The organism is Nostoc edaphicum CCNP1411, from assembly GCF_014023275.1.
Taxonomy (GTDB): Bacteria; Cyanobacteriota; Cyanobacteriia; order Cyanobacteriales; family Nostocaceae; genus Nostoc; species Nostoc edaphicum_A.
In genome coordinates this window covers 2,017,538-2,035,396 of sequence record NZ_CP054698.1, presented here as the reverse complement: position 1 = coordinate 2,035,396, position 17,859 = coordinate 2,017,538, and the positions used below count along the sequence as shown (strand labels likewise).

At 42.1% G+C, this 17,859-nt stretch carries 17 protein-coding genes; 8 read left to right on the top strand and 9 right to left on the bottom strand.

Annotation, left to right across the window (positions count from 1 at the left end; genetic code table 11):
* Nucleotides 1-27: 27 nt before the first annotated feature.
* A complete protein-coding gene (locus HUN01_RS11235) occupies nucleotides 28-348 on the top strand; it encodes a DMT family transporter (RefSeq protein ID WP_181931334.1) in 321 nt (106 codons plus the stop codon).
* Between the two features lie 740 nt (nucleotides 349-1,088).
* On the opposite strand, the gene HUN01_RS11230 is transcribed toward HUN01_RS11235, so the two are convergent.
* The 3 genes from HUN01_RS11230 to HUN01_RS11220 all read right to left on the bottom strand — a co-directional run bounded on the left by HUN01_RS11230 (nucleotide 1,089) and on the right by HUN01_RS11220 (nucleotide 3,940).
* Nucleotides 1,089-2,108, bottom strand: a complete 1,020-nt coding sequence (locus HUN01_RS11230; protein ID WP_181931333.1) for a FecCD family ABC transporter permease — start codon at nucleotides 2,106-2,108, stop codon at nucleotides 1,089-1,091.
* Between the two features lie 174 nt (nucleotides 2,109-2,282).
* Entirely contained in the window at nucleotides 2,283-2,909 is a 627-nt protein-coding gene (locus HUN01_RS11225) for a 4Fe-4S single cluster domain-containing protein (protein WP_181931332.1), read from the bottom strand.
* A 404-nt stretch (nucleotides 2,910-3,313) separates the two neighbouring features.
* Nucleotides 3,314-3,940, bottom strand: a complete 627-nt coding sequence (locus HUN01_RS11220; RefSeq protein WP_181931331.1) for a PadR family transcriptional regulator — start codon at nucleotides 3,938-3,940, stop codon at nucleotides 3,314-3,316.
* A 302-nt stretch (nucleotides 3,941-4,242) separates the two neighbouring features.
* Here HUN01_RS11220 and HUN01_RS11215 point away from each other — a divergent pair, with 302 nt between their 5' ends.
* Nucleotides 4,243-4,419: a hypothetical protein gene (locus HUN01_RS11215; protein WP_181932970.1), complete on the top strand. Its 177-nt coding sequence runs from the start codon at nucleotides 4,243-4,245 to the stop codon at nucleotides 4,417-4,419.
* A 321-nt stretch (nucleotides 4,420-4,740) separates the two neighbouring features.
* Nucleotides 4,741-5,199 (top strand): helix-turn-helix domain-containing protein, encoded by a 459-nt coding sequence (locus tag HUN01_RS11210; protein WP_181931330.1) that lies wholly within the window; start codon nucleotides 4,741-4,743, stop codon nucleotides 5,197-5,199.
* A gap of 67 nt (nucleotides 5,200-5,266) precedes the next feature.
* Here HUN01_RS11210 and gatA read toward each other — a convergent pair whose 3' ends face one another.
* A complete protein-coding gene (gatA, locus tag HUN01_RS11205; protein ID WP_181931329.1) occupies nucleotides 5,267-6,727 on the bottom strand; it encodes an Asp-tRNA(Asn)/Glu-tRNA(Gln) amidotransferase subunit GatA in 1,461 nt (486 codons plus the stop codon).
* A gap of 410 nt (nucleotides 6,728-7,137) precedes the next feature.
* Here gatA and HUN01_RS11200 point away from each other — a divergent pair, with 410 nt between their 5' ends.
* Together HUN01_RS11200 and HUN01_RS11195 are read left to right on the top strand one after the other, a co-directional pair.
* On the top strand, nucleotides 7,138-8,490 hold the full coding sequence (locus HUN01_RS11200) for a helix-hairpin-helix domain-containing protein (protein WP_181931328.1): 1,353 nt from the start codon (nucleotides 7,138-7,140) through the stop codon (nucleotides 8,488-8,490).
* Nucleotides 8,491-8,691: 201 nt separating this feature from the next.
* Nucleotides 8,692-9,288, top strand: coding sequence for a hypothetical protein (locus tag HUN01_RS11195; protein WP_238846178.1), 597 nt, complete (start codon nucleotides 8,692-8,694; stop codon nucleotides 9,286-9,288).
* A 113-nt stretch (nucleotides 9,289-9,401) separates the two neighbouring features.
* Here the strand turns inward: HUN01_RS11195 and HUN01_RS11190 are convergent, their stop codons facing one another.
* The 5 genes from HUN01_RS11190 to HUN01_RS11170 all read right to left on the bottom strand — a co-directional run bounded on the left by HUN01_RS11190 (nucleotide 9,402) and on the right by HUN01_RS11170 (nucleotide 13,903).
* A complete protein-coding gene (locus tag HUN01_RS11190; RefSeq protein ID WP_181931327.1) occupies nucleotides 9,402-10,004 on the bottom strand; it encodes a cytochrome c oxidase subunit 3 in 603 nt (200 codons plus the stop codon).
* Nucleotides 10,005-10,098: 94 nt separating this feature from the next.
* The gene (ctaD, locus tag HUN01_RS11185; RefSeq protein ID WP_181931326.1) at nucleotides 10,099-11,760 is read right to left on the bottom strand and encodes a cytochrome c oxidase subunit I; all 1,662 of its coding nucleotides are present in this window, start codon (nucleotides 11,758-11,760) and stop codon (nucleotides 10,099-10,101) included.
* Nucleotides 11,761-11,773: 13 nt separating this feature from the next.
* The gene (locus HUN01_RS11180) at nucleotides 11,774-12,700 is read right to left on the bottom strand and encodes a cytochrome c oxidase subunit II (protein WP_181931325.1); all 927 of its coding nucleotides are present in this window, start codon (nucleotides 12,698-12,700) and stop codon (nucleotides 11,774-11,776) included.
* 88 nt (nucleotides 12,701-12,788) lie between these two features.
* Complete coding sequence (locus HUN01_RS11175) at nucleotides 12,789-13,406, bottom strand: DUF2231 domain-containing protein (protein WP_181931324.1); 618 nt, start codon at nucleotides 13,404-13,406, stop codon at nucleotides 12,789-12,791.
* Nucleotides 13,403-13,903: a DUF2231 domain-containing protein gene (locus tag HUN01_RS11170; protein WP_181931323.1), complete on the bottom strand. Its 501-nt coding sequence runs from the start codon at nucleotides 13,901-13,903 to the stop codon at nucleotides 13,403-13,405. The genes HUN01_RS11175 and HUN01_RS11170 overlap by 4 nt, the downstream gene beginning before the upstream one ends.
* Nucleotides 13,904-14,955: 1,052 nt before the next feature.
* Here HUN01_RS11170 and HUN01_RS11165 point away from each other — a divergent pair.
* The 3 genes from HUN01_RS11165 to HUN01_RS11155 all read left to right on the top strand — a co-directional run bounded on the left by HUN01_RS11165 (nucleotide 14,956) and on the right by HUN01_RS11155 (nucleotide 17,795).
* Nucleotides 14,956-15,957, top strand: a complete 1,002-nt coding sequence (locus tag HUN01_RS11165) for a metal ABC transporter substrate-binding protein (RefSeq protein WP_181931322.1) — start codon at nucleotides 14,956-14,958, stop codon at nucleotides 15,955-15,957.
* Nucleotides 15,958-16,107: 150 nt separating this feature from the next.
* Entirely contained in the window at nucleotides 16,108-16,887 is a 780-nt protein-coding gene (locus HUN01_RS11160) for a metal ABC transporter ATP-binding protein (RefSeq protein ID WP_181931321.1), read from the top strand.
* Nucleotides 16,888-16,931: 44 nt separating this feature from the next.
* Entirely contained in the window at nucleotides 16,932-17,795 is an 864-nt protein-coding gene (locus HUN01_RS11155) for a metal ABC transporter permease (protein ID WP_181931320.1), read from the top strand.
* Nucleotides 17,796-17,859 lie beyond the last annotated feature (64 nt).

The following is a 17,859-nucleotide window of genomic DNA, read 5'->3' as shown; positions in this document are numbered from 1 at the left end:
GCTGTTAACAAATCACTTACAAAAAATATGTCAATCAGTTGGATTTACCTCATCATAGCAATCGTTTTTGAGGTTTCAGGCACAACTTGCATGAAATTATCGCAGGGATTTACTAAAACACTTCCTTCGGTATTAATATTTGTCTTCTATGGACTTTGTTTTACTTTTTTGACTTTTGCTCTCAAGAGACTTGAAGTGAGTGTAGCTTATTCTGTCTGGGCTGGATTGGGAACTATCCTAGTTGCGCTTATTGGTATTATCTGGTTTCGGGAATCTGCCACATTGATGAAACTTTTGTCAATCGCCTTAATAATCATAGGGGTAATTGGTATAAATGCAAGTGAATAAATTAAATAAGTATGAGTTTAGGAAAATATCTTTGAATTGATAGACAAAAATGAGATGCTTCCTATCAGTGCTTATTGAACAGAATTCAGGAGTCAGGAGTCAGAATTCAGTAATGTTTTCTGTATGACTGGCGGATGAATAACCAGCATTTTTGCACCCCCACCAAATCGTAGATTTGGTGGTTTTCAAGACGCTCGCGGACTCGCTAACGCTACGCTATCAGTTGCGGGTCTGAATCCACGACTGATTTATTCTGACTCCTGAATTCTTCTTCAATAGAATATTTCTAGATCAGTCTAAACAATCAGTCTTTAAACGGACATGATCTTAGACATTGCCCAGATAAAAAATACCTCGTCAATGTTAAAATAGACGAGGTAAATAAACCAAAACTGATCATTTTGCTGGTTGCTGTTGTAGAGAATACACCAGCAATTTTTATTGTTCCGCTAGCAGAGCAAAATGAGCAGACTTAGCTAAATGCTCTTAAAAGTATAGTAAACCTCGGTAAATATAGCCCACAAGTAATTGACTTTTAATACTTTAGCAGAGACCATCAAAGTCATGCAGCCAAAATGGCAAGTTTTTTATACACTGAGGCGTAAAGAACATTGCATAATAGTATCAACTTACAGCCATTTTCAGTAGTTCAACCATAGCTTGGGGATGCACAATTGTGAATCCACACAACAGATTGTGCTTCAAATAGATGAAAAAGGCTTTAGCACCAGCTTATTAGGTCAAAATTTATTAAACCCAGCAGAACGACGATAAAGTAACCAGATGAACAGTGGTGAACCCAGCAAGGCGGTGACGGAACCTACTGGTAGTTCTACTGCTCCTAGCCTAGAGAGCAAATCTGCAAAAGTCAGTAACCATGCACCTGCAAGGGCGGAAAGTGGTAAAACAAAGCGATGATCTGTACCAACGATGAGGCGTACACCATGAGGGACAACAAGACCAACAAATCCAATCAAGCCACTGATGCTGACGGCACCTGCGGCTAATAGAGTGGCGACACCACCAATTAACAGGCGCGATCGCGTCAACGAAACCCCCAAACCCACAGCCAAATCATCTCCTAAAGCCAGCACGTTTACCGATCGCGCCAACAAGCATCCCCCGATCAATGCAACGATGATATAAGGAGCAGGTGTAGCAATTTCTTGCCAACCCCGTCCATTAAGACTACCAACTAACCAACTGAGCGCAATTTGAATTTGACCGTCTTCAGCTAAAAGCAGCAATGTACTTTGTACAGCACCAAATAAAGAACTCACCGCCACTCCACCTAAAATCAACCGCTCAACAGAAATCCCCGACCCCGCACGACCGAGTAAAATAACGATCGCAGAAGTCAAAATAGCCCCCATCCACGCTGCTAAAGGAATTGCGATCGGGAATATTTGCCACACGATCATAAGAATCACAATTAATCCTGCACCCGCTGAAATGCCTAAAATAAATGGATCAGCAAGACTATTACGTAACATTCCTTGTAGCAGTGCTCCTGACATTCCCAAAGCTGCACCGACAATGAGAGCCGCTGTAATGCGTGGAAGACGCAAATCCCAGAGAATTGTCTGTTTAATTGGATCGCCTTTGTGGAGAATGGCTTGCCACAATTCCGACATATTTAAAGGTACTGCTCCTTGAGAAAGCGACAGTACTAGCGTTACCACCAGTGCTGTACCAAGAAGGAAAACAGCCCAAAATACACGGTGTTTAGCAAAAATTGTCTCAAATGGTCTAGCCAACATAATTCGTAATTAATAATTCGTAATTATTACCCTAAAACTGAAGTCGCTTGCTCAGAAAAATGAATCATGCCTTTTATCTCCATCAATGAACTGAAGTACTATGACTTTCGTTACAAATTACGAATTACGAATTACGTTAGCGCAGCGTTAGCGACGCAGGAGCGTCATTACGAATTATTCCGTCAATTCCAGCCCACCTTGATAGCCAGTGACAATGCGACCACCATCTTTGAGGATGTGGATTTCTATCTGGTCGCTAGCCCAAGTAATTTGGTCTTGAAAAGCTGGGTTTAACACACGAACCCGTTGATTACTGGAAGAAACTGGAGAATCGGGAGAATTAATTGCTAGAGATTGTACAAAAGGCCCGTCAATCAAGATATCGAGTTGTTCTAACAATTCTTGGGAACCTGGTGGTGCGGATTGGGACTGTAGCTGCTTAAGAGTAAACCCAGTAAAAGACATTACATTTAACCCAGCAGCTTTGACTTTCCGAGCTAAAGATGCCAGGGCAGTTGCTTGCCAAAATGGTTCTCCACCAGAGAATGTTACACCCATATTGCGGGGATTGCTAAGAATATTCTCGGCAAGAGTATCAACAGCAATCAATTGGTTAGCCTCAAATGACCAGGAGTTAGTATTAAAGCAGCCAGGACACTCACGAAGACAACCTTGTACCCAGACAACTGCACGACAACCAGGGCCATTCACTTCTGACTGATCAACATAACCCATAATGTTGAGATAGCCAGGGGGAATTTCCATGAGTGCTAGCGATGGGTCAGTTGGCTTAATTTCCATCTCTTTAACTCCTTTGAACTGTTGCCTGTTAACTGTTAAATATAGCGAATCTCCAGTTATATAACCGTGACAATAGTTATATACAGGAGAATAAAAAAGGCAGGATGCAGGCTTTAGTGTTGGCAGCAAGCACTAAAGTGCTTAGAGGATGTTTGAAAAGTTTTGGGCGAATATAATTCGCTACTACACAGGCTAAGTCCACCTGCGTGGACTAGCAGAAAATCGAGTTTTATAACCCAATACGCTTGGGTTAAGGGTTATTGGTGTAGATAATTGGTCTTTGAAGACGCGATAAATCGCGTCTCTACATCAGGGTTTTGTTGCTCATTCTGAACTGTATTGTTTTATAACCCGCGTAGGCGGGTTTTGTATGTGTAGCCGCGACTTCTAGTCGCAGAGGCAACTTATTTTTCAGCCAGAATCGCGTAAATTTCCCGTTTAACTTGCTCTAAAAGCTCACGAACCCGATTTATTCGCTCCATATTGCCACTACGAGCAACCTGCACCACAACAGCAGCTAATTCGGTTGCCGCATTCCGCAGTTCAATAAACTCTTGGGGCTTACCTGTCACAAAACTTTTGAAGGTATCCCAAGGAGAGTCCGAAGTTTCCTGTTGGGTACGTTCTGCTAATAATTGTCTACCCTCATCCGTAATCGTGTAAATCCGTTTGCCGCCTTCCTGTGCGCTCTTGAGATAACCACCTTCTTCCAGCAATTGGAGTGTTGGATACACTGAGCCAGGACTGAGGCGACGGAAACCACCATAGCGATTTTCCATCTCTTTAATCAGGTCGTAACCATGACTAGGATGCTCGGATAACAATTCCAGCAGGATGAACTTGATGTCACCCCGACGAGTCCGATATTCATCTCCCCAACCACGACCAAACATTTCATTGCCAAAGTGTTTCTCATGATGTCTACCATGATGCTTGCCATGTTGAAACCAAGACCTGACAAGCAATGAATCATCTTCGTTAACTCCTGCCCATGCAGGTGTCCCAAAGCGTGACCGAAAATGTCTAAACATAAGTGAATCTCAAGTCAACTTTCTCTAATATACGATATATCGTGATATATTGCGATATATCGGAATAGGATTTTGATGAAGATTTTTGAAGTGTAAAAGGGATTGGGGACTGAAAAGAGGCAGAGGGGCAGGGAGCAAGGAGAGCAAGCCCTGCCCCGGAGCTGTGGAGCGGAGCAAAACATGGGTATGAACGCAAACAGCGTGTCGCAGACAAGCCCCGCCGGGCGCTCTTATTGGGGCGGAGTACAAGCTCTGTCTCAGTTTTCCCCTTGCTCCCAGCAAGAACTGCTCCCCTGCCTCTTTTGACGAGTCCTCGGAATAACATTGGATTTTCAACTCGCGGTGGATTTCAAAGTGAGGCAGAGCGAGATGAGCAAATGACGCGTGATTCTCATCAAGACATTGCTTGGGTACGAGCGGGTAGAGAACGGTCTGGAACACAAGCGAACCTAGACAGACGTGTGAAACTTCAGACTTAGTGTAACCGTCATTGAATGGAAGCGATACATACGGCAACCTGAAGCAGGAACGCTGCAATTAGCCCAGTCCAGAGTAGCGGCTGTGAAAACACTTGTATTATAAATTGCACATGGCTAATTTCCTTTCAAGATTTTCTCTTCTAGCTAAGGTATAGAATAAGACAGAAATTATACTTAATGCGAGATGTCTTAGCATTTTAAAATACAGGATTAAGCCACAATCAAAAAATTTTATCCTAAAATCAAATATTCAGTGAATTTACGTATGCACATTTAAGTCTTCTCAATGAATAGTAGAATTAGCCCATACAGGAGAAGACAGTGACGCTCTTAAACGAAGCTCAAATAGAGCAGCTAAAGGAAATAACCACACACTTGCGACAAGTAAGACAAGAAAAATCCATCCGCATAGAAGAAATAGCCGCTCAAACACTAATTAGAGCAGGTGTTTTGCAAGCTTTAGAAGAAGAACGATTTGAAGAATTGCCTGAGCCTATTTTTGTTCAAGGATTCATCCGTCGCTATGGAGATGCTTTAGGACTGGATGGAAATGCTCTATCGTACACCTTTATAAGCAATGTTGTCCGCCAAGACTCCAATAACAATCATAAAAATTCAGACAACAAGCCAAATACATACATACCTCTTGTTTTTACCTACATTCTATTATTACTAGCTGCATCTACTGGCCTTTTATATATACTTAACCCACCACAAATTGCATCTGAAACCGTGACTCCAGAAGTCAATGGTGAACAATCAATAGTCACTAATCAGTGAGTGGGGAAGATGGGGAAGATGAGGGATAAATAAGCAGTGCCCAATCCCCAATACCCCATGCCCAATTTCAAGATATTTGCGGTTTACGCAGATGCCAAGTAGTGGATTGCTCATAGGCATAAGCTACCTGAAACAGTAGGTCTTCTCGGAGCACATTGCCAATTAACTGTAATCCTATCGGTAGCCCATGATCATCAAAACCACATGGCAAACTTAGACTAGGTAAACCAGCAAGATTCACAGGAATAGTCATCAAGTCAGTTAAATACATACTCAAGGGGTCAGTAGTTTTTTCCCCTGCTTTGAATGCTGTAGTGGGAGATGTGGGACAAACTAACACATCAACCGCACCAAAAGCCTTTTCAAAGTCTTGCTTAATCAAAGTACGGACTTTTTGCGCTTTCAGATAGTAAGCGTCATAATAGCCAGCCGAAAGGGCATAAGTGCCAATCATAATCCGGCGTTTGACTTCTGTACCAAAACCAGCAGCACGGGTACGAGTATACATTGATAGCAGATTATCGGCATCAGGAGCACGGTACCCATATTTAACGCCATCGTAACGAGCCAGGTTGGCTGATGCTTCGGATGGGGCGATAATGTAGTAGGTGGGTAAGCCATAGCGAAAACGGGGACAAGAAATTATATGAATTTCCGCTCCCAAACTTTGTAGCTGATCTACTGCTTTGGTAACAGCTTGTTCTACTACAGCGTCTAAACCTTCACCAAAAGTTTCTTTAATGATACCAATTCTTAGCTGACCTCTGGGTTTGAAGTCTGGTTTTAAGCTAGCTGCGTAGTTAGGAATGGCAACTTTTAGGCTAGTAGAGTCTTTGGGATCGTGACCTGCGATCGCACTTAATAATATTGCCGCATCTTCTACCGTGTTTGCAAATGGCCCAATTTGATCTAAAGATGAAGCATAAGCCACCAAACCATAACGGGAAACTAAACCATAAGTTGGTTTCATCCCCACCACACCGCAGAAAGATGCAGGTTGGCGAATCGAACCGCCAGTATCAGAACCGAGAGCAACTACACATTCTTGGGCCGACACCGCAGCCGCAGAACCTCCCGAAGAACCACCTGGAATTCGTGACAAATCCCAAGGATTAGACGTGACTTGGTAGGCAGAGTTTTCTGTAGAACTGCCCATTGCAAACTCATCCAAGTTGGTTTTGCCTACCATTACCGCCCCAGCATCAGCCAGTTTTTGTGTCGCCGTTGATTCATAAGGCGGCACAAAATTTTCTAAAATCCGGGAAGCGCAGGTGGTGGGAACTCCCTTGGTACACATATTGTCCTTGATACCCACAGGAATTCCTGCTAGCAGTCCAATTTCTTCTCCCGCAGCGATTTTGGCATCCACAGCACCCGCTTGCTCTAATGCCCGTTCTGCCGTCACACACAAAAAGCTGTGCAGTTTCGGCTCTAACGCTTGAATGCGATCTAAAGCTTCTTGGGTAATTTCAACGGCAGAACGTTCTTTCTTAACCAGTTGTTGGTGCAACTCGCGGATGGATGCCATGATTGCTCTCTTTATGACTCACTCAAGTCATTGATTCTAGTACATATTGGTCGATATTGGTATTGCTATTGGGCATTGGGTATTGGGCATTGGGCATTGGGCACTGTTTATTTCTCCCTCATCTCCCCCTGCTCCCCTGCTTCTTCCCCCAGGGCAAACCATCTAATACTAAGCGGATTGATATGTATTGAAATGTGTTTAATAACTTTAAAAAAGTAGCAAATATATGGCTATTAACTGTCTATTGAATAGTTTACCAAAGTTTTGATATATATTTGCTACTTTTGTGTAAGAGTATAGCAGTGTTTTCTAGTGATATAATTTTGTATTACAAGTACTATTAAGAATACATTTTTTACGATTTTATCAATTAATTAATTTCGTAAAACTTTTTTCAGGGGTAGGGTAGGATGATAAAAATAGCTACACGCAAATATTTAGGCAAACAAAATGTCTATGACATTGGGGTTGAGCGTGACCATAATTTTGCGATCAAAAATGGCTTAATAGCTTCCAATTGTTTCAATAAATCCCATTCAACTGCTTATGGTTATGTAACTTATCAAACAGCATATTTAAAAGCTAATTACCCATTGGAATATATGGCGGCCCTGTTAACAGCTAACAGTGGTGATACCGATAAGGTACAGAGATATATTACTAACTGTACAAATATGGGTATTTCCATAGATCCGCCAGATATTAATCGTTCTGGTGTTGATTTTACGCCAACGGCAGGAAAGATTCTGTTTGGATTTTCGGCGGTGCGTAACGTGGGGCAAAATGCGATCGCTTGTATTTTGGAAGCGAGAAATGAGACAGGAGAGTTCAAGACTCTTGCTGATTTTTGCGATCGCGTCGATTTACGTGCTGTTAACCGCCGAACTCTAGAGTCGCTGATTTATTGTGGAGCCTTTGACAAAATTGAACCCAACCGCCAACAGTTAATTAACGACTCAGAATTAGTGTACGATTGGGCACAATCTCGCGCTAAAGACAGAGCCAGTGGTCAAGGGAATCTGTTTGATATATTGGGCGATGGTTTTTCTTCGACTCAGAATAAAAGAGCAAATAATGCCTTTGAGACTGCTCCCAAATCTAAACCTGTGACGGATTTACCCCCACAGAAAAAGTTGCAGATGGAGAAAGAATTATTAGGCTTTTATGTATCAGATCATCCACTGAAATCCTTACGACAAATAACACCACTTTTGACTCCAATTAACCTTTCACAACTGGGAGAACAAAGGGAAGATACAAGGCTTTGTGCAGTTGTCATGTTAAATAACGTCAAAAAAGTGGTGACTAAAAAAGGCGATCAGATGGCAATTTTGCAAATAGAAGACTTAACTACACAATCAGAAGCAGTAGTTTTTCCTAAAACCTATGAACGCATTAGTTCCCTACTCCAAGTTGATACTAGATTAATTATTTGGGGAAAAGTAGATCGACGCGATGAGCAAACTCAATTTATTCTTGAAGATGCAGAACCAGTGGAAACAGTACAAATGGTGATGGTGGAATTAAACCCTCAGCAAGCAGGTAACATGGAAGACTTACATCGCTTGAAAACAATTTTGCAAGAACATTCAGTAGACAAAGAAAAGGCAAAAATGCCAGTGATTGGAATTATCCAAACTGAAACTTCTCGTAAACTTGTTCGCTTGGGTTGGCAATTTTGTGTACAAGATTCTAGAATAACCGTTCAAGCTTTGCAAAATGCTAGTTTTCCTGCTCATATAAAATCGCTGACTGGTAGCTGACACCAGAAGTGAAAAATCTACCAATACTGAAAAGCAGCTTAAAAATTCGTTGATTGAACTGTCAACAGTAAATTGCCTTAAGTATTCAGGATTTTAATCGTTTTTTTAGTTACTTATGCGGATGATAATTTCCTTTAGGGAGTGGTATCTTTTTATGCTAATACCCTTAAGGCTGCGACCGGGGGAAGGAGTTAGAACTTGATGATTGTAAACGAGCTACATAGATTTGTTTCATACTGTAAAAAAATTCAACCCCAAACTCACGAGGACATTCAAAAATTTTTTGAAGGAGTGATATTGTTTCCTTATGATAAGGAACTTCTATTACAAGCTTATTTATTTCTGAATATTAAAGAATTGTTCCCCTCGTGTGCTGAATTGCTGTTATTTGAAAAGTCTCCAATTTCAGATTATACAGATTTAGGAAAGTGTGATTTTGTCTTCTTGACCTTTAAAGGTAGTCTCTTTTTAATTGAAACTAAGTTTATTGATACAGAAGCAACTGGAGCGACAGAACGGAAAAGAAGAAATAAACATAGAAATAAGGTGTTTGAGCAAGTTATTACTCTAAAAGGTCGATTTAGCGAATATTGGAATATGAGGCTAGATCAATTAGAGTGCGGGGTTTTCACAACAGATCCAGAAGTTGCTTGGCGAGGAAATGGTGTGAATGTCATATCTAAATCAATATCTATAGATAAACTCGAACAATGGCGAAGAAGTTATCACAGTAGTGAAAAGTTTTTATCTCATCAAGAGGGGTCAAAGTTTGAGGAGAAGGTTAATTTGAAAAGTTGAGCCAAGACCCAAATATACTTCTTAGAGTGAATGGTGTATGGGGCATAAAAGTAATTAACAATGCCCCATACACCAACCCAGATAATTTATCTGGGTTTTCCTTCCATCAATCCTTACTGCCAAACATAGATCAGGATAAACAAAATAATCCAGATAACATCGACGAAGTGCCAGAATAACGAGGTTGCGTTGACGCCGAAGTGACCTGTATCGTAGTTGCCAGGTAGGAAAGAACGTACCAAAATTATCAACTGCAACAGGATACCAGTGAAAACATGCAAACCGTGGAAGCCTGTAAGCAGATAAAACGTTCCACCAAATACCCCGGAAGTGAAACCAAAGGCGAGGCCGTTCCATTCAATCGCCTGTCCAACTAAAAAGTAAGTTCCCATCGCCATTGTTGCCAAGAGAAACAGGCGGAATTTTACTAAGTCGTGGCGTTGAAGGGCGCGTTCTGCTAAGTAAATTACAAAGCTACTAGCAACCAGAATTACTGTGTTGATTGTCGGTTCTTTTATTTCTAGTCCAGAAACACCAGCTGGTAGCCAGTTAGGGGTTGTTGTTTTGTAGATGGCATATCCGGCGAAAAAACTCAAGAAAATGACGCTTTCTGAGAGGAGGAAGACGATGAAGCCAAACATTTTGTTGCCTTCTTCGTCGTGGGTATGTTCTGCGGCTGTGTGGGGCAATTCGTGGGAATTGATATAGCTTTCCATTTTGGTTTTTGAGGGGGAGTTTGAAACGCAAAGGTACGCGGAGGGAAGCGCGGAGGTGCGCGGAGGGTTTTTGCGTCTTCCCGATGGTTGGCGTTTATTCTGGGAGGTTGGCTGTTAAGCGTTCTGATTTGCCGTAGCCGTAGGGTTCGGAGATGATGATGGGAGTTTCTTCAAAGTTTTCTACTGGAGGGGGTGAAGAAACTAACCACTCTAGTCCGATTGCTCGCCAAGGGTTAGCGGGTGCTTTCTCGCCTTGCATCCAAGAAATCACCATGTTGAATATGAAGGGCAAGGTGGACATTCCTAAGAGGAATCCGCCGAGGCTAGCGATGATGTTCCAGAATTGATACTCAGGGGCGTAGGAAGCAACTCGGCGTAACATTCCTTGCAATCCCAAGGGGTGCATGGGCAAAAAGTTGAGGTTTGTGCCGATGAAGGCTAACCAGAAGTGGATTTTACCCCAGCTTTCGGAGTACATTCGCCCGGTCATTTTGGGGAACCAGTGATAAATGGCTGCAAATAAGCCCATCGTCACAGTGCCGTAGAGGACGTAGTGGAAGTGTCCCACCACAAAGTAGGTATTGTTAACGTGGACATCGACTGGCACTGAAGAAAGCATGATGCCTGTGATTCCGGCGAAGACAAACATGACTAATGCACCCAAGGCGAAAAGCATGGGGGTATTTAGCCGCATTTTACCGCCCCAAATAGTTGCTACCCAAGCAAATACTTTAATTCCTGTGGGGACAGATACAAACATCGTTGTCATCATGAAAATCAACCGCATCCAGCCAGGTGTACCACTGACGTACATGTGGTGTACCCAAACAATACCGCTGACTACTGCAATCAGCATTGATGAAACAGCAACTACTTTGTAACCAAATAGGGGTTTACGTGAATAAACTGGGAAGATTTCTGAGAAAATGCCGAAGACAGGCAAAATAATCACGTAAACAGCGGGGTGGGAGTAAAACCAGAAGTAATGCTGGAACATCACTGGATTCCCACCCTTGGCAGGGTCAAAAAAGGCAGTGCCAGCAGTGAGGTCGAGTAGCAGCATTACCGCGCCAGCTGTTAGGGCTGGCAGTCCAAAAAGTTGGATGATTTGGGCGCTAAATACTGCCCAGACAAACAACGGCATTTTGAAGAAGCCCATTCCTGGGGCCCGCATCTTGACAATGGTGGTGACAAAGTTCACTGCCCCCATAATTGAGGATACGCCGGATATTGCCACCGCTAACAGCCAGAGAACTTGACCATTAATCAAGTTACCTGTGGGATTCTGGAGACTGACTGGCGGGTAAGACCACCAGCCGGCTTGGGCTGGGCCTCCAGGGACGAAGAAGCTACCCATCATCAAAATCCCAACTACTGGTACCATCCAAAAGGCGACGGCATTCAGGCGGGGAAATGCCATATCTCGCGCCCCAATCATTAGGGGCACTAGATAGTTAGCAAAACCAACCAGTGAGGGAAATGTCCACAAGAACAGCATCACAGTGCCGTGCATGGTGAACATACCGTTGTAGACGGTGCGATCGACTAAATCTGATTCGGGTGTCATCAGTTCTCCCCGCATCACCATCGCAAAGATACCGCCGACGAGAAAGAAGAAGAATGAGGTAACGAGATACTGAATACCAATTACCTTGTGGTCAGTACTAAAGCTGAAGTATTCTTTCCAATTACTTGGAGATTCATGGTTATGCTTCTCATCAGGGAGAAGGATACCTTCAATAGGAACATTAGTCATGGTTACTTTCCTTTCAACCAGGTGAATTGACTAGAGGAGGTGCAGCAGGTGGAACTGTAACCCAACCAGTTTGAACTGATTGATGGGATGTTTGGGCATACTCAGAAGCCGCTTGATTATTTGCTATGGATGGCTTTTGGGTTGCAGCTTGTGCCAGCCATTGCTGATAATCTTCAGGAGATTCCACGACTACATTCGCTTGCATTGTTGCAAAGTATGTGCCGCTATATTGGGAATCGGTCAATCGGTATTTACCGGGGCGAATGGGAGTAAATTCAAAGTCGATCGCATGGTTGGGAATAATATCCTGCTTGAGGCGAAATGCAGGTATATAGAAGCCGTGGAGAACGTCTTGTGATTTCAGCGCTAAACGTATTCTGCGATCGCTAGGTAAATGCAATTCGGTACTGGTAATATCTCTTTCTGGGTAATGAAAAACCCACGCCCACTGTTTAGCTAGTACGTCGATTTTTTCTACAGGTTCCGCTAAGGCGTTAGCTGGCGCATCTTTTGGTTCTGCATAAGCCGATTCCATTCCCAATGGATTATGCAGGTGAACTATTTCCGATGGGCCTTGAATTCCCATTTGTTCGTAAACTTGGTAGCTGTAGCCCGCAATCCACAACACTAACAGAATGGGAATTGCTGTCCAGACAACTTCTAAGGTGATATTACCTTCAATTGGGGGGCCGTCGGTGAAGTCATCTTTGACTGCCCGATGGAAGATCACAGAATACATTAAAGTACTTGTGACTCCCAAGAAGATGAAAGCACCGAGGGTTACTAAGAAGCTAATCAAATCATCAATTAGTAGGGATTCGGCCGCTGCTTGGGGAGGAAGCCAGGAGTAAGACTGCTTGCCGATCCAGAGACTCAGAGAAGTCACTGCGATCGCGCCTGTAAGCAGCGTCAAAATATTTAAAATCTTCTGGATTTTCATTGTCTTTGGTTATTGGGCATTGGGCATTGGGCATTGGGCATGGGGCATTGGGCATGGGGCATTAGTCAAATGACAAAGGACAAATGACTCATTTGAGTGTTGTGTTGAGGTCTTGGTGCGATCGCAGCAAATTATCTGCTGTATTGTGTACGCCAAATTCGGCGGCTAGTTGCGCTCCTAGTGTGCCGTGGATGTACAGAATGAACATGATTGCTATGCCTGCGAACAGATAGATCCATTGCACTTCTCTATCTGTCTGTTTATATTCTTGTTTGCCCCAAACGAAGCGCTGCCATGCTCTCCAGATGGTCATGCCAACAATCAGCGCTAATAAGAACACACCACCCACACCATGCCAAAGCATAGTTTCCATTGCCTGCAATCCCCAGGCACTCTTCATATCAGCTGGTGGTGCTGCCAACAGCATTTCGTAAAAGCCTGCTCCCACTGTGAAAAATGTAATTATGCTGGCAGCTAACATGTTGTACCAGCCAACATCAAATAAGTTGTCACGTTCTACAGTAATTGCCAAAAATTTGAAGACCCATTTTTCAAAGGGGAACAGAACACCAACAATATCAAAGGTCATCGCAATGATGAACAAACCTATTGTCAGATGCACTAAGTTGGGATGAATGGGAATTGTGTAAGGTAATCCGTTTGCGCCTAGAGAGCCGCTCAATTGGTCAATCAATTCTGAGTTCATCGCAACAAACCATCCTTTACTGCTTCCACAACTGGTACTGTATGCAATCCATATACCCAAACAAGTTCATCTCCGAGATATACTTGCAAGCCAACTATTAGGGTTAAAACTAGTCCGGCTCCCAAATAATAAATGGGTACTTTTTGCGGGTTGCGGGCACGAATTACATAGCGCCAAGCTGTAATCGCTGTGATAATTCCCGAAAGCGACCAACCAATTAGCGTATGTAAATTCAGCACCGATTTAGCTAGGCTGTAGGGCTGTGCTAACCCTGCTTCAAACTGACCAAAAATAATTGCAACGAAGATTGCGATCGTGGCAACTAACATATTCCACCAACTCACCTCAAAAAGACCGGATTTACCAGTAAAATAGCCAATTACATCACAGAAGAAGGAAAACAACACCATCGCAATTACGAAGTGGACAACGATGGGATGAATCGTATCTGGATAGGGCAAATTGTGGTCGTTCAAGGATGTCAAATACTCAATCATTGTCTTCTCCTGGACATATCTACTGCACTTTGGTCAATAAATTTTGGATTTGTGATCGCGCAGTCTTAGCAAGCGTCTTTTAGATTTATTCCGTCCCAGACGAGAGATAAACTAGAAGACCCTAATCAAAAATCTCAAATCGCTAGTCAAACTTCAATAATTTATGGACACTCACTAACATCACCACAAGTATCCATCCATAATTGACCGAATTCTGTTCAATATCTGCGCTGTTCAATACGCTTAATCATGTCTTAGCTTTTTGTAGTCAAATCTAGTTAAATTGCCTACATGGAATAATTTTGGTTTTGATTCATTTCCTTATGCTAATAGTCTGCAACAGCAATTCTTGATGTAGCTAAATCAAATCGCTGTCGTTTGTTGATTTGCTTAACCTATCCTTTAGCTTAAGTAAATTTTTATGAATTGTCAAAACAATAAATATTAAACTTTTAAAAGTTAGGAATTTGACAAAAAAATATTTTAATAATGTATTTGTTTTTGCATTTTTTTAAATATAAAAAACTCCAGATACGATATTTGTCTGTAAGGTATTTCACAATAATCAAATATTTGTTTGTAATGCAAATAACAAAAATGTTTGAACCACCCAAAAAGCCCCTGAAAATCAGAAAAGGAAGGAATCAAGCTATAAAAGTGTCGAATCCAGGTTAAGTCAGAAACCAGTAATACAGTTTATAAGAAGAATTCAGAACTCAGAAGTCAGAATGGGCTAAACGCCCCGCTACCGCTAACAGTATGAATTCTGTACGAGTGGGTGACGAATATTGGTTAAAATCGTACAACTCTTAGAGACGCTACCGCGAACGTCCCGCTACGCTAACGCCCGAAGTCAAGCGAAAAAAATTAAAATATTCTCGCCTTAAAACTCTATCCCTTTATCGGTAGAGTATTCTGAATTCTGTATTCTGACTACTGTTTTTATTGCAACAGGTTCGCTTTTTTCTCTGATATTCTTTTCATAATTCTTTCATTTTTATCTTCCTTCTGCTAAAGTGAAACAAAAGTGAGAAGATTATGAAATTCCTATAATGAGATTTAATATCAATAACTTTCAGATGCAACTACCGCAGTACGGACAAAAATTGGCTGTAGTGTCTGGGCTGCTATTGGGACTATGTTTGGGTGGGTGTAGTCCGTCAACCTCCAATTCTCAACCACAGTTAAGTCCAAACCCAGGCACAACTACCACCAGTAATCTAGATAAAAAAGATAAAAAAGTAGTTCTTACCACCTTTACAGTCATTGCAGATATGGCGCAAAACGTGGCGGGAGACAAGGCGACTGTCGAATCTATCACCAAACCAGGAGCGGAAATTCATGGTTACGAACCAACTCCTAGCGATTTGGTGAGGGCGCAAAAAGCAGACCTAATTTTAAATAATGGTCTGGATTTAGAGCGTTGGGCACAGAAATTGTATAACAGTGTTCCTAATGTTCCTCACGTTACTCTAACTGAGGGGATTGAACCTGTAGAAATTGCGGAGGATGCCTACAGAGGAAAACCTAATCCCCATGCTTGGATGTCACCACAAAATGCCTTGATATACGTAGAGAATATTCGCAAGGCATTAGTTAATTTGGATTCAGCGAATGCAGAGACTTATAATACCAATGCCAAAGCATACAGCGAAAAAATTAAGGAAGTCGATGATAGACTGCGAAAAGCCGTGTCGGTAGTTCCAGCAGACAAGCGCTACATGGTAAGCTGTGAAGGCGCATTTTCATACGTTACCCGCGATTATGGCTTGAAAGAAGTTTATCTCTGGGCGGTCAACTCTGAACAGCAAGCTACTCCCAAACAGCTAGAAAAAGTCATTGAGACAGTTAAGAAAAATAAAATACCTGTAGTTTTCTGTGAAAGTACGGTGAATGACGGAGCACAACGTCAGGTAGCTAAAGAATCGGGAGCAAAGTTTGGTGGAGTGTTTTACGTTGATTCCCTATCTCCATCTGATGGACTAGCACCGACTTATCTAAAGTTGCTAGAACTTAATATTACTACTCTAACTCAGGGGTTAGAGGAAAAGTGAGCAAGTATGTGAGAATAAATATAATTATTAAAAATTGGCTTGTAGTAAGGACTTTAGTCCTGCTTTGTTCTCTGTAAAACATTACATATTTGCCAAAAGCACTTGAGTTGCTCACTAAAAAATACTGCTTAATTCTAGAGGTAATTTTTAATGAAATCCATTTCTATTGATGTCGAAAATCTGACGGTTGCTTACCACGGCAAAGTTGCTTTACATGGTGCTTCTTTGCAAATCCAAGCAGGTTCAATCAGTGGTTTAGTGGGGATGAATGGTAGCGGTAAATCAACATTGTTTAAGGCGATTATGGGGTTTTTGAAGCCAGTCACGGGACGGGTTTTGATTAATGGCTTACCGATAAAAAGTGTACAGAAAAAAAGCTTAGTAGCTTATGTGCCACAGTCAGAAGAAGTGGACTGGAATTTTCCAGTAAGTGTCCATGATGTGGTGATGATGGGACGCTATGGATACATGAATATACTGCGAATTCCATCGGCGAAAGATCAGAGAGTGGTGAGGGAGAGTTTAGAGAGGGTGGAAATGTGGTCGATGCGCGATCGCCAAATTGGAGAACTCTCTGGTGGACAAAGAAAACGTGCTTTTCTCGCCCGTGCTTTGGCCCAACAGGGAACAGTTTTACTATTAGATGAACCTTTCACTGGGGTAGATATCAAAACTGAAAAAGCAATGATCGACTTATTACTAGAATTGCGAGAAGAAGGTCATACAATTTTGATTTCTACCCATGATTTAGCTTCTATTACTACTTTCTGTGACCAAGTAGTACTCATCAACCGTACTATTTTAGCTTATGGCGATACATCCGAAGTCTTCACAGAAGAAAATCTCTCACGGACTTTTGGTGGTTCTCTTGGAGATTTATCTCTCAGCAAAAGCAAAATAATCCGTGGTAATCAAAATGAATTCGATTAATTTAAATTGGTAATTGATATTCCTGATATTATAATTTAAAAAATATGAATACTCTCGCATTCGTAGACTGGTTAACCGCACCCCTACAGTATGAATTCATGGTGAAGGCAATTTGCGTAAGTGCCTTAGTTGGGGTGGTATGTTCTGTTTTATCTTGTTTTATGACCCTCAAAGGTTGGGCGTTGATGGGAGATGCTGTTTCTCACGCAGTAATGCCTGGGGTAGTAATTGCTTATGTTTTAAATATTCCTTTCGCCGTGGGCGCTTTTGTCTTTGGAGTAGGTTCAGTTATTGCCATTGGTTATATCAAAGCGAAGACGAGAATTAAGGAAGATACTGTCATCGGACTTGTATTTACAGGATTTTTTGCTCTTGGTTTGGTGCTAGTTTCCAAAACTCCAAGCAGCGTAGACTTGACGCACATTTTATTTGGGAATGTCTTGGGTATTTCTAATGAAGATATTATCCAAACGGTGATTATTAGCGTCATCACTTTAGTAACAATAGCAATTTTACGCAAAGACTTACTGTTATTTTGTTTTGACCCCACTCATGCACGTTCCATCGGCTTGAACACAGGAGCGCTTCACTATATTTTACTATCATTACTGTCGCTAACTGCTGTCGCCGGACTCCAGACAGTGGGAATTATTCTCGTTGTAGCTATGTTAGTTACTCCGGGAGCAACGGCTTATTTATTAACAGACCGTTTCGACCACATGATACTAATTGCAATGGCATCTGGAGTATTTTCTAGTGTTATGGGGACTTACATCAGCTATCATATCGATGGTGCAACTGGGGGTTGCATTGTGGTGTTGCAAACCTTGTTGTTTGTCATAGCAATGATTTTTGCACCTAAGCATGGGTTACTGGTAAGAGCAAAGAAGCAAGAAAACACTGACTGATTCAGTATGAAAGAGCCTTTGCTATTTACGTAACACACATTCCGTAGGTGTGAGGGCTAAACAA

Coding starts and splice junctions, on each gene's coding strand:
- HUN01_RS11235 (WP_181931334.1), top strand. CDS start 28: ATGTCAATCAGTTGGATTTACCTCATCATAGCAATCGTTTTTGAGGTT.
- HUN01_RS11230 (WP_181931333.1), bottom strand. CDS start 2,108: ATGTTGGCTAGACCATTTGAGACAATTTTTGCTAAACACCGTGTATTT.
- HUN01_RS11225 (WP_181931332.1), bottom strand. CDS start 2,909: ATGGAAATTAAGCCAACTGACCCATCGCTAGCACTCATGGAAATTCCC.
- HUN01_RS11220 (WP_181931331.1), bottom strand. CDS start 3,940: ATGTTTAGACATTTTCGGTCACGCTTTGGGACACCTGCATGGGCAGGA.
- gatA (WP_181931329.1), bottom strand. CDS start 6,727: ATGGCATCCATCCGCGAGTTGCACCAACAACTGGTTAAGAAAGAACGT.
- HUN01_RS11200 (WP_181931328.1), top strand. CDS start 7,138: ATGATAAAAATAGCTACACGCAAATATTTAGGCAAACAAAATGTCTAT.
- HUN01_RS11195 (WP_238846178.1), top strand. CDS start 8,692: ATGATTGTAAACGAGCTACATAGATTTGTTTCATACTGTAAAAAAATT.
- HUN01_RS11190 (WP_181931327.1), bottom strand. CDS start 10,004: ATGGAAAGCTATATCAATTCCCACGAATTGCCCCACACAGCCGCAGAA.
- ctaD (WP_181931326.1), bottom strand. CDS start 11,760: ATGACTAATGTTCCTATTGAAGGTATCCTTCTCCCTGATGAGAAGCAT.
- HUN01_RS11180 (WP_181931325.1), bottom strand. CDS start 12,700: ATGAAAATCCAGAAGATTTTAAATATTTTGACGCTGCTTACAGGCGCG.
- HUN01_RS11175 (WP_181931324.1), bottom strand. CDS start 13,406: ATGAACTCAGAATTGATTGACCAATTGAGCGGCTCTCTAGGCGCAAAC.
- HUN01_RS11170 (WP_181931323.1), bottom strand. CDS start 13,903: ATGATTGAGTATTTGACATCCTTGAACGACCACAATTTGCCCTATCCA.
- HUN01_RS11165 (WP_181931322.1), top strand. CDS start 14,956: ATGAGATTTAATATCAATAACTTTCAGATGCAACTACCGCAGTACGGA.
- HUN01_RS11160 (WP_181931321.1), top strand. CDS start 16,108: ATGAAATCCATTTCTATTGATGTCGAAAATCTGACGGTTGCTTACCAC.
- HUN01_RS11155 (WP_181931320.1), top strand. CDS start 16,932: ATGAATACTCTCGCATTCGTAGACTGGTTAACCGCACCCCTACAGTAT.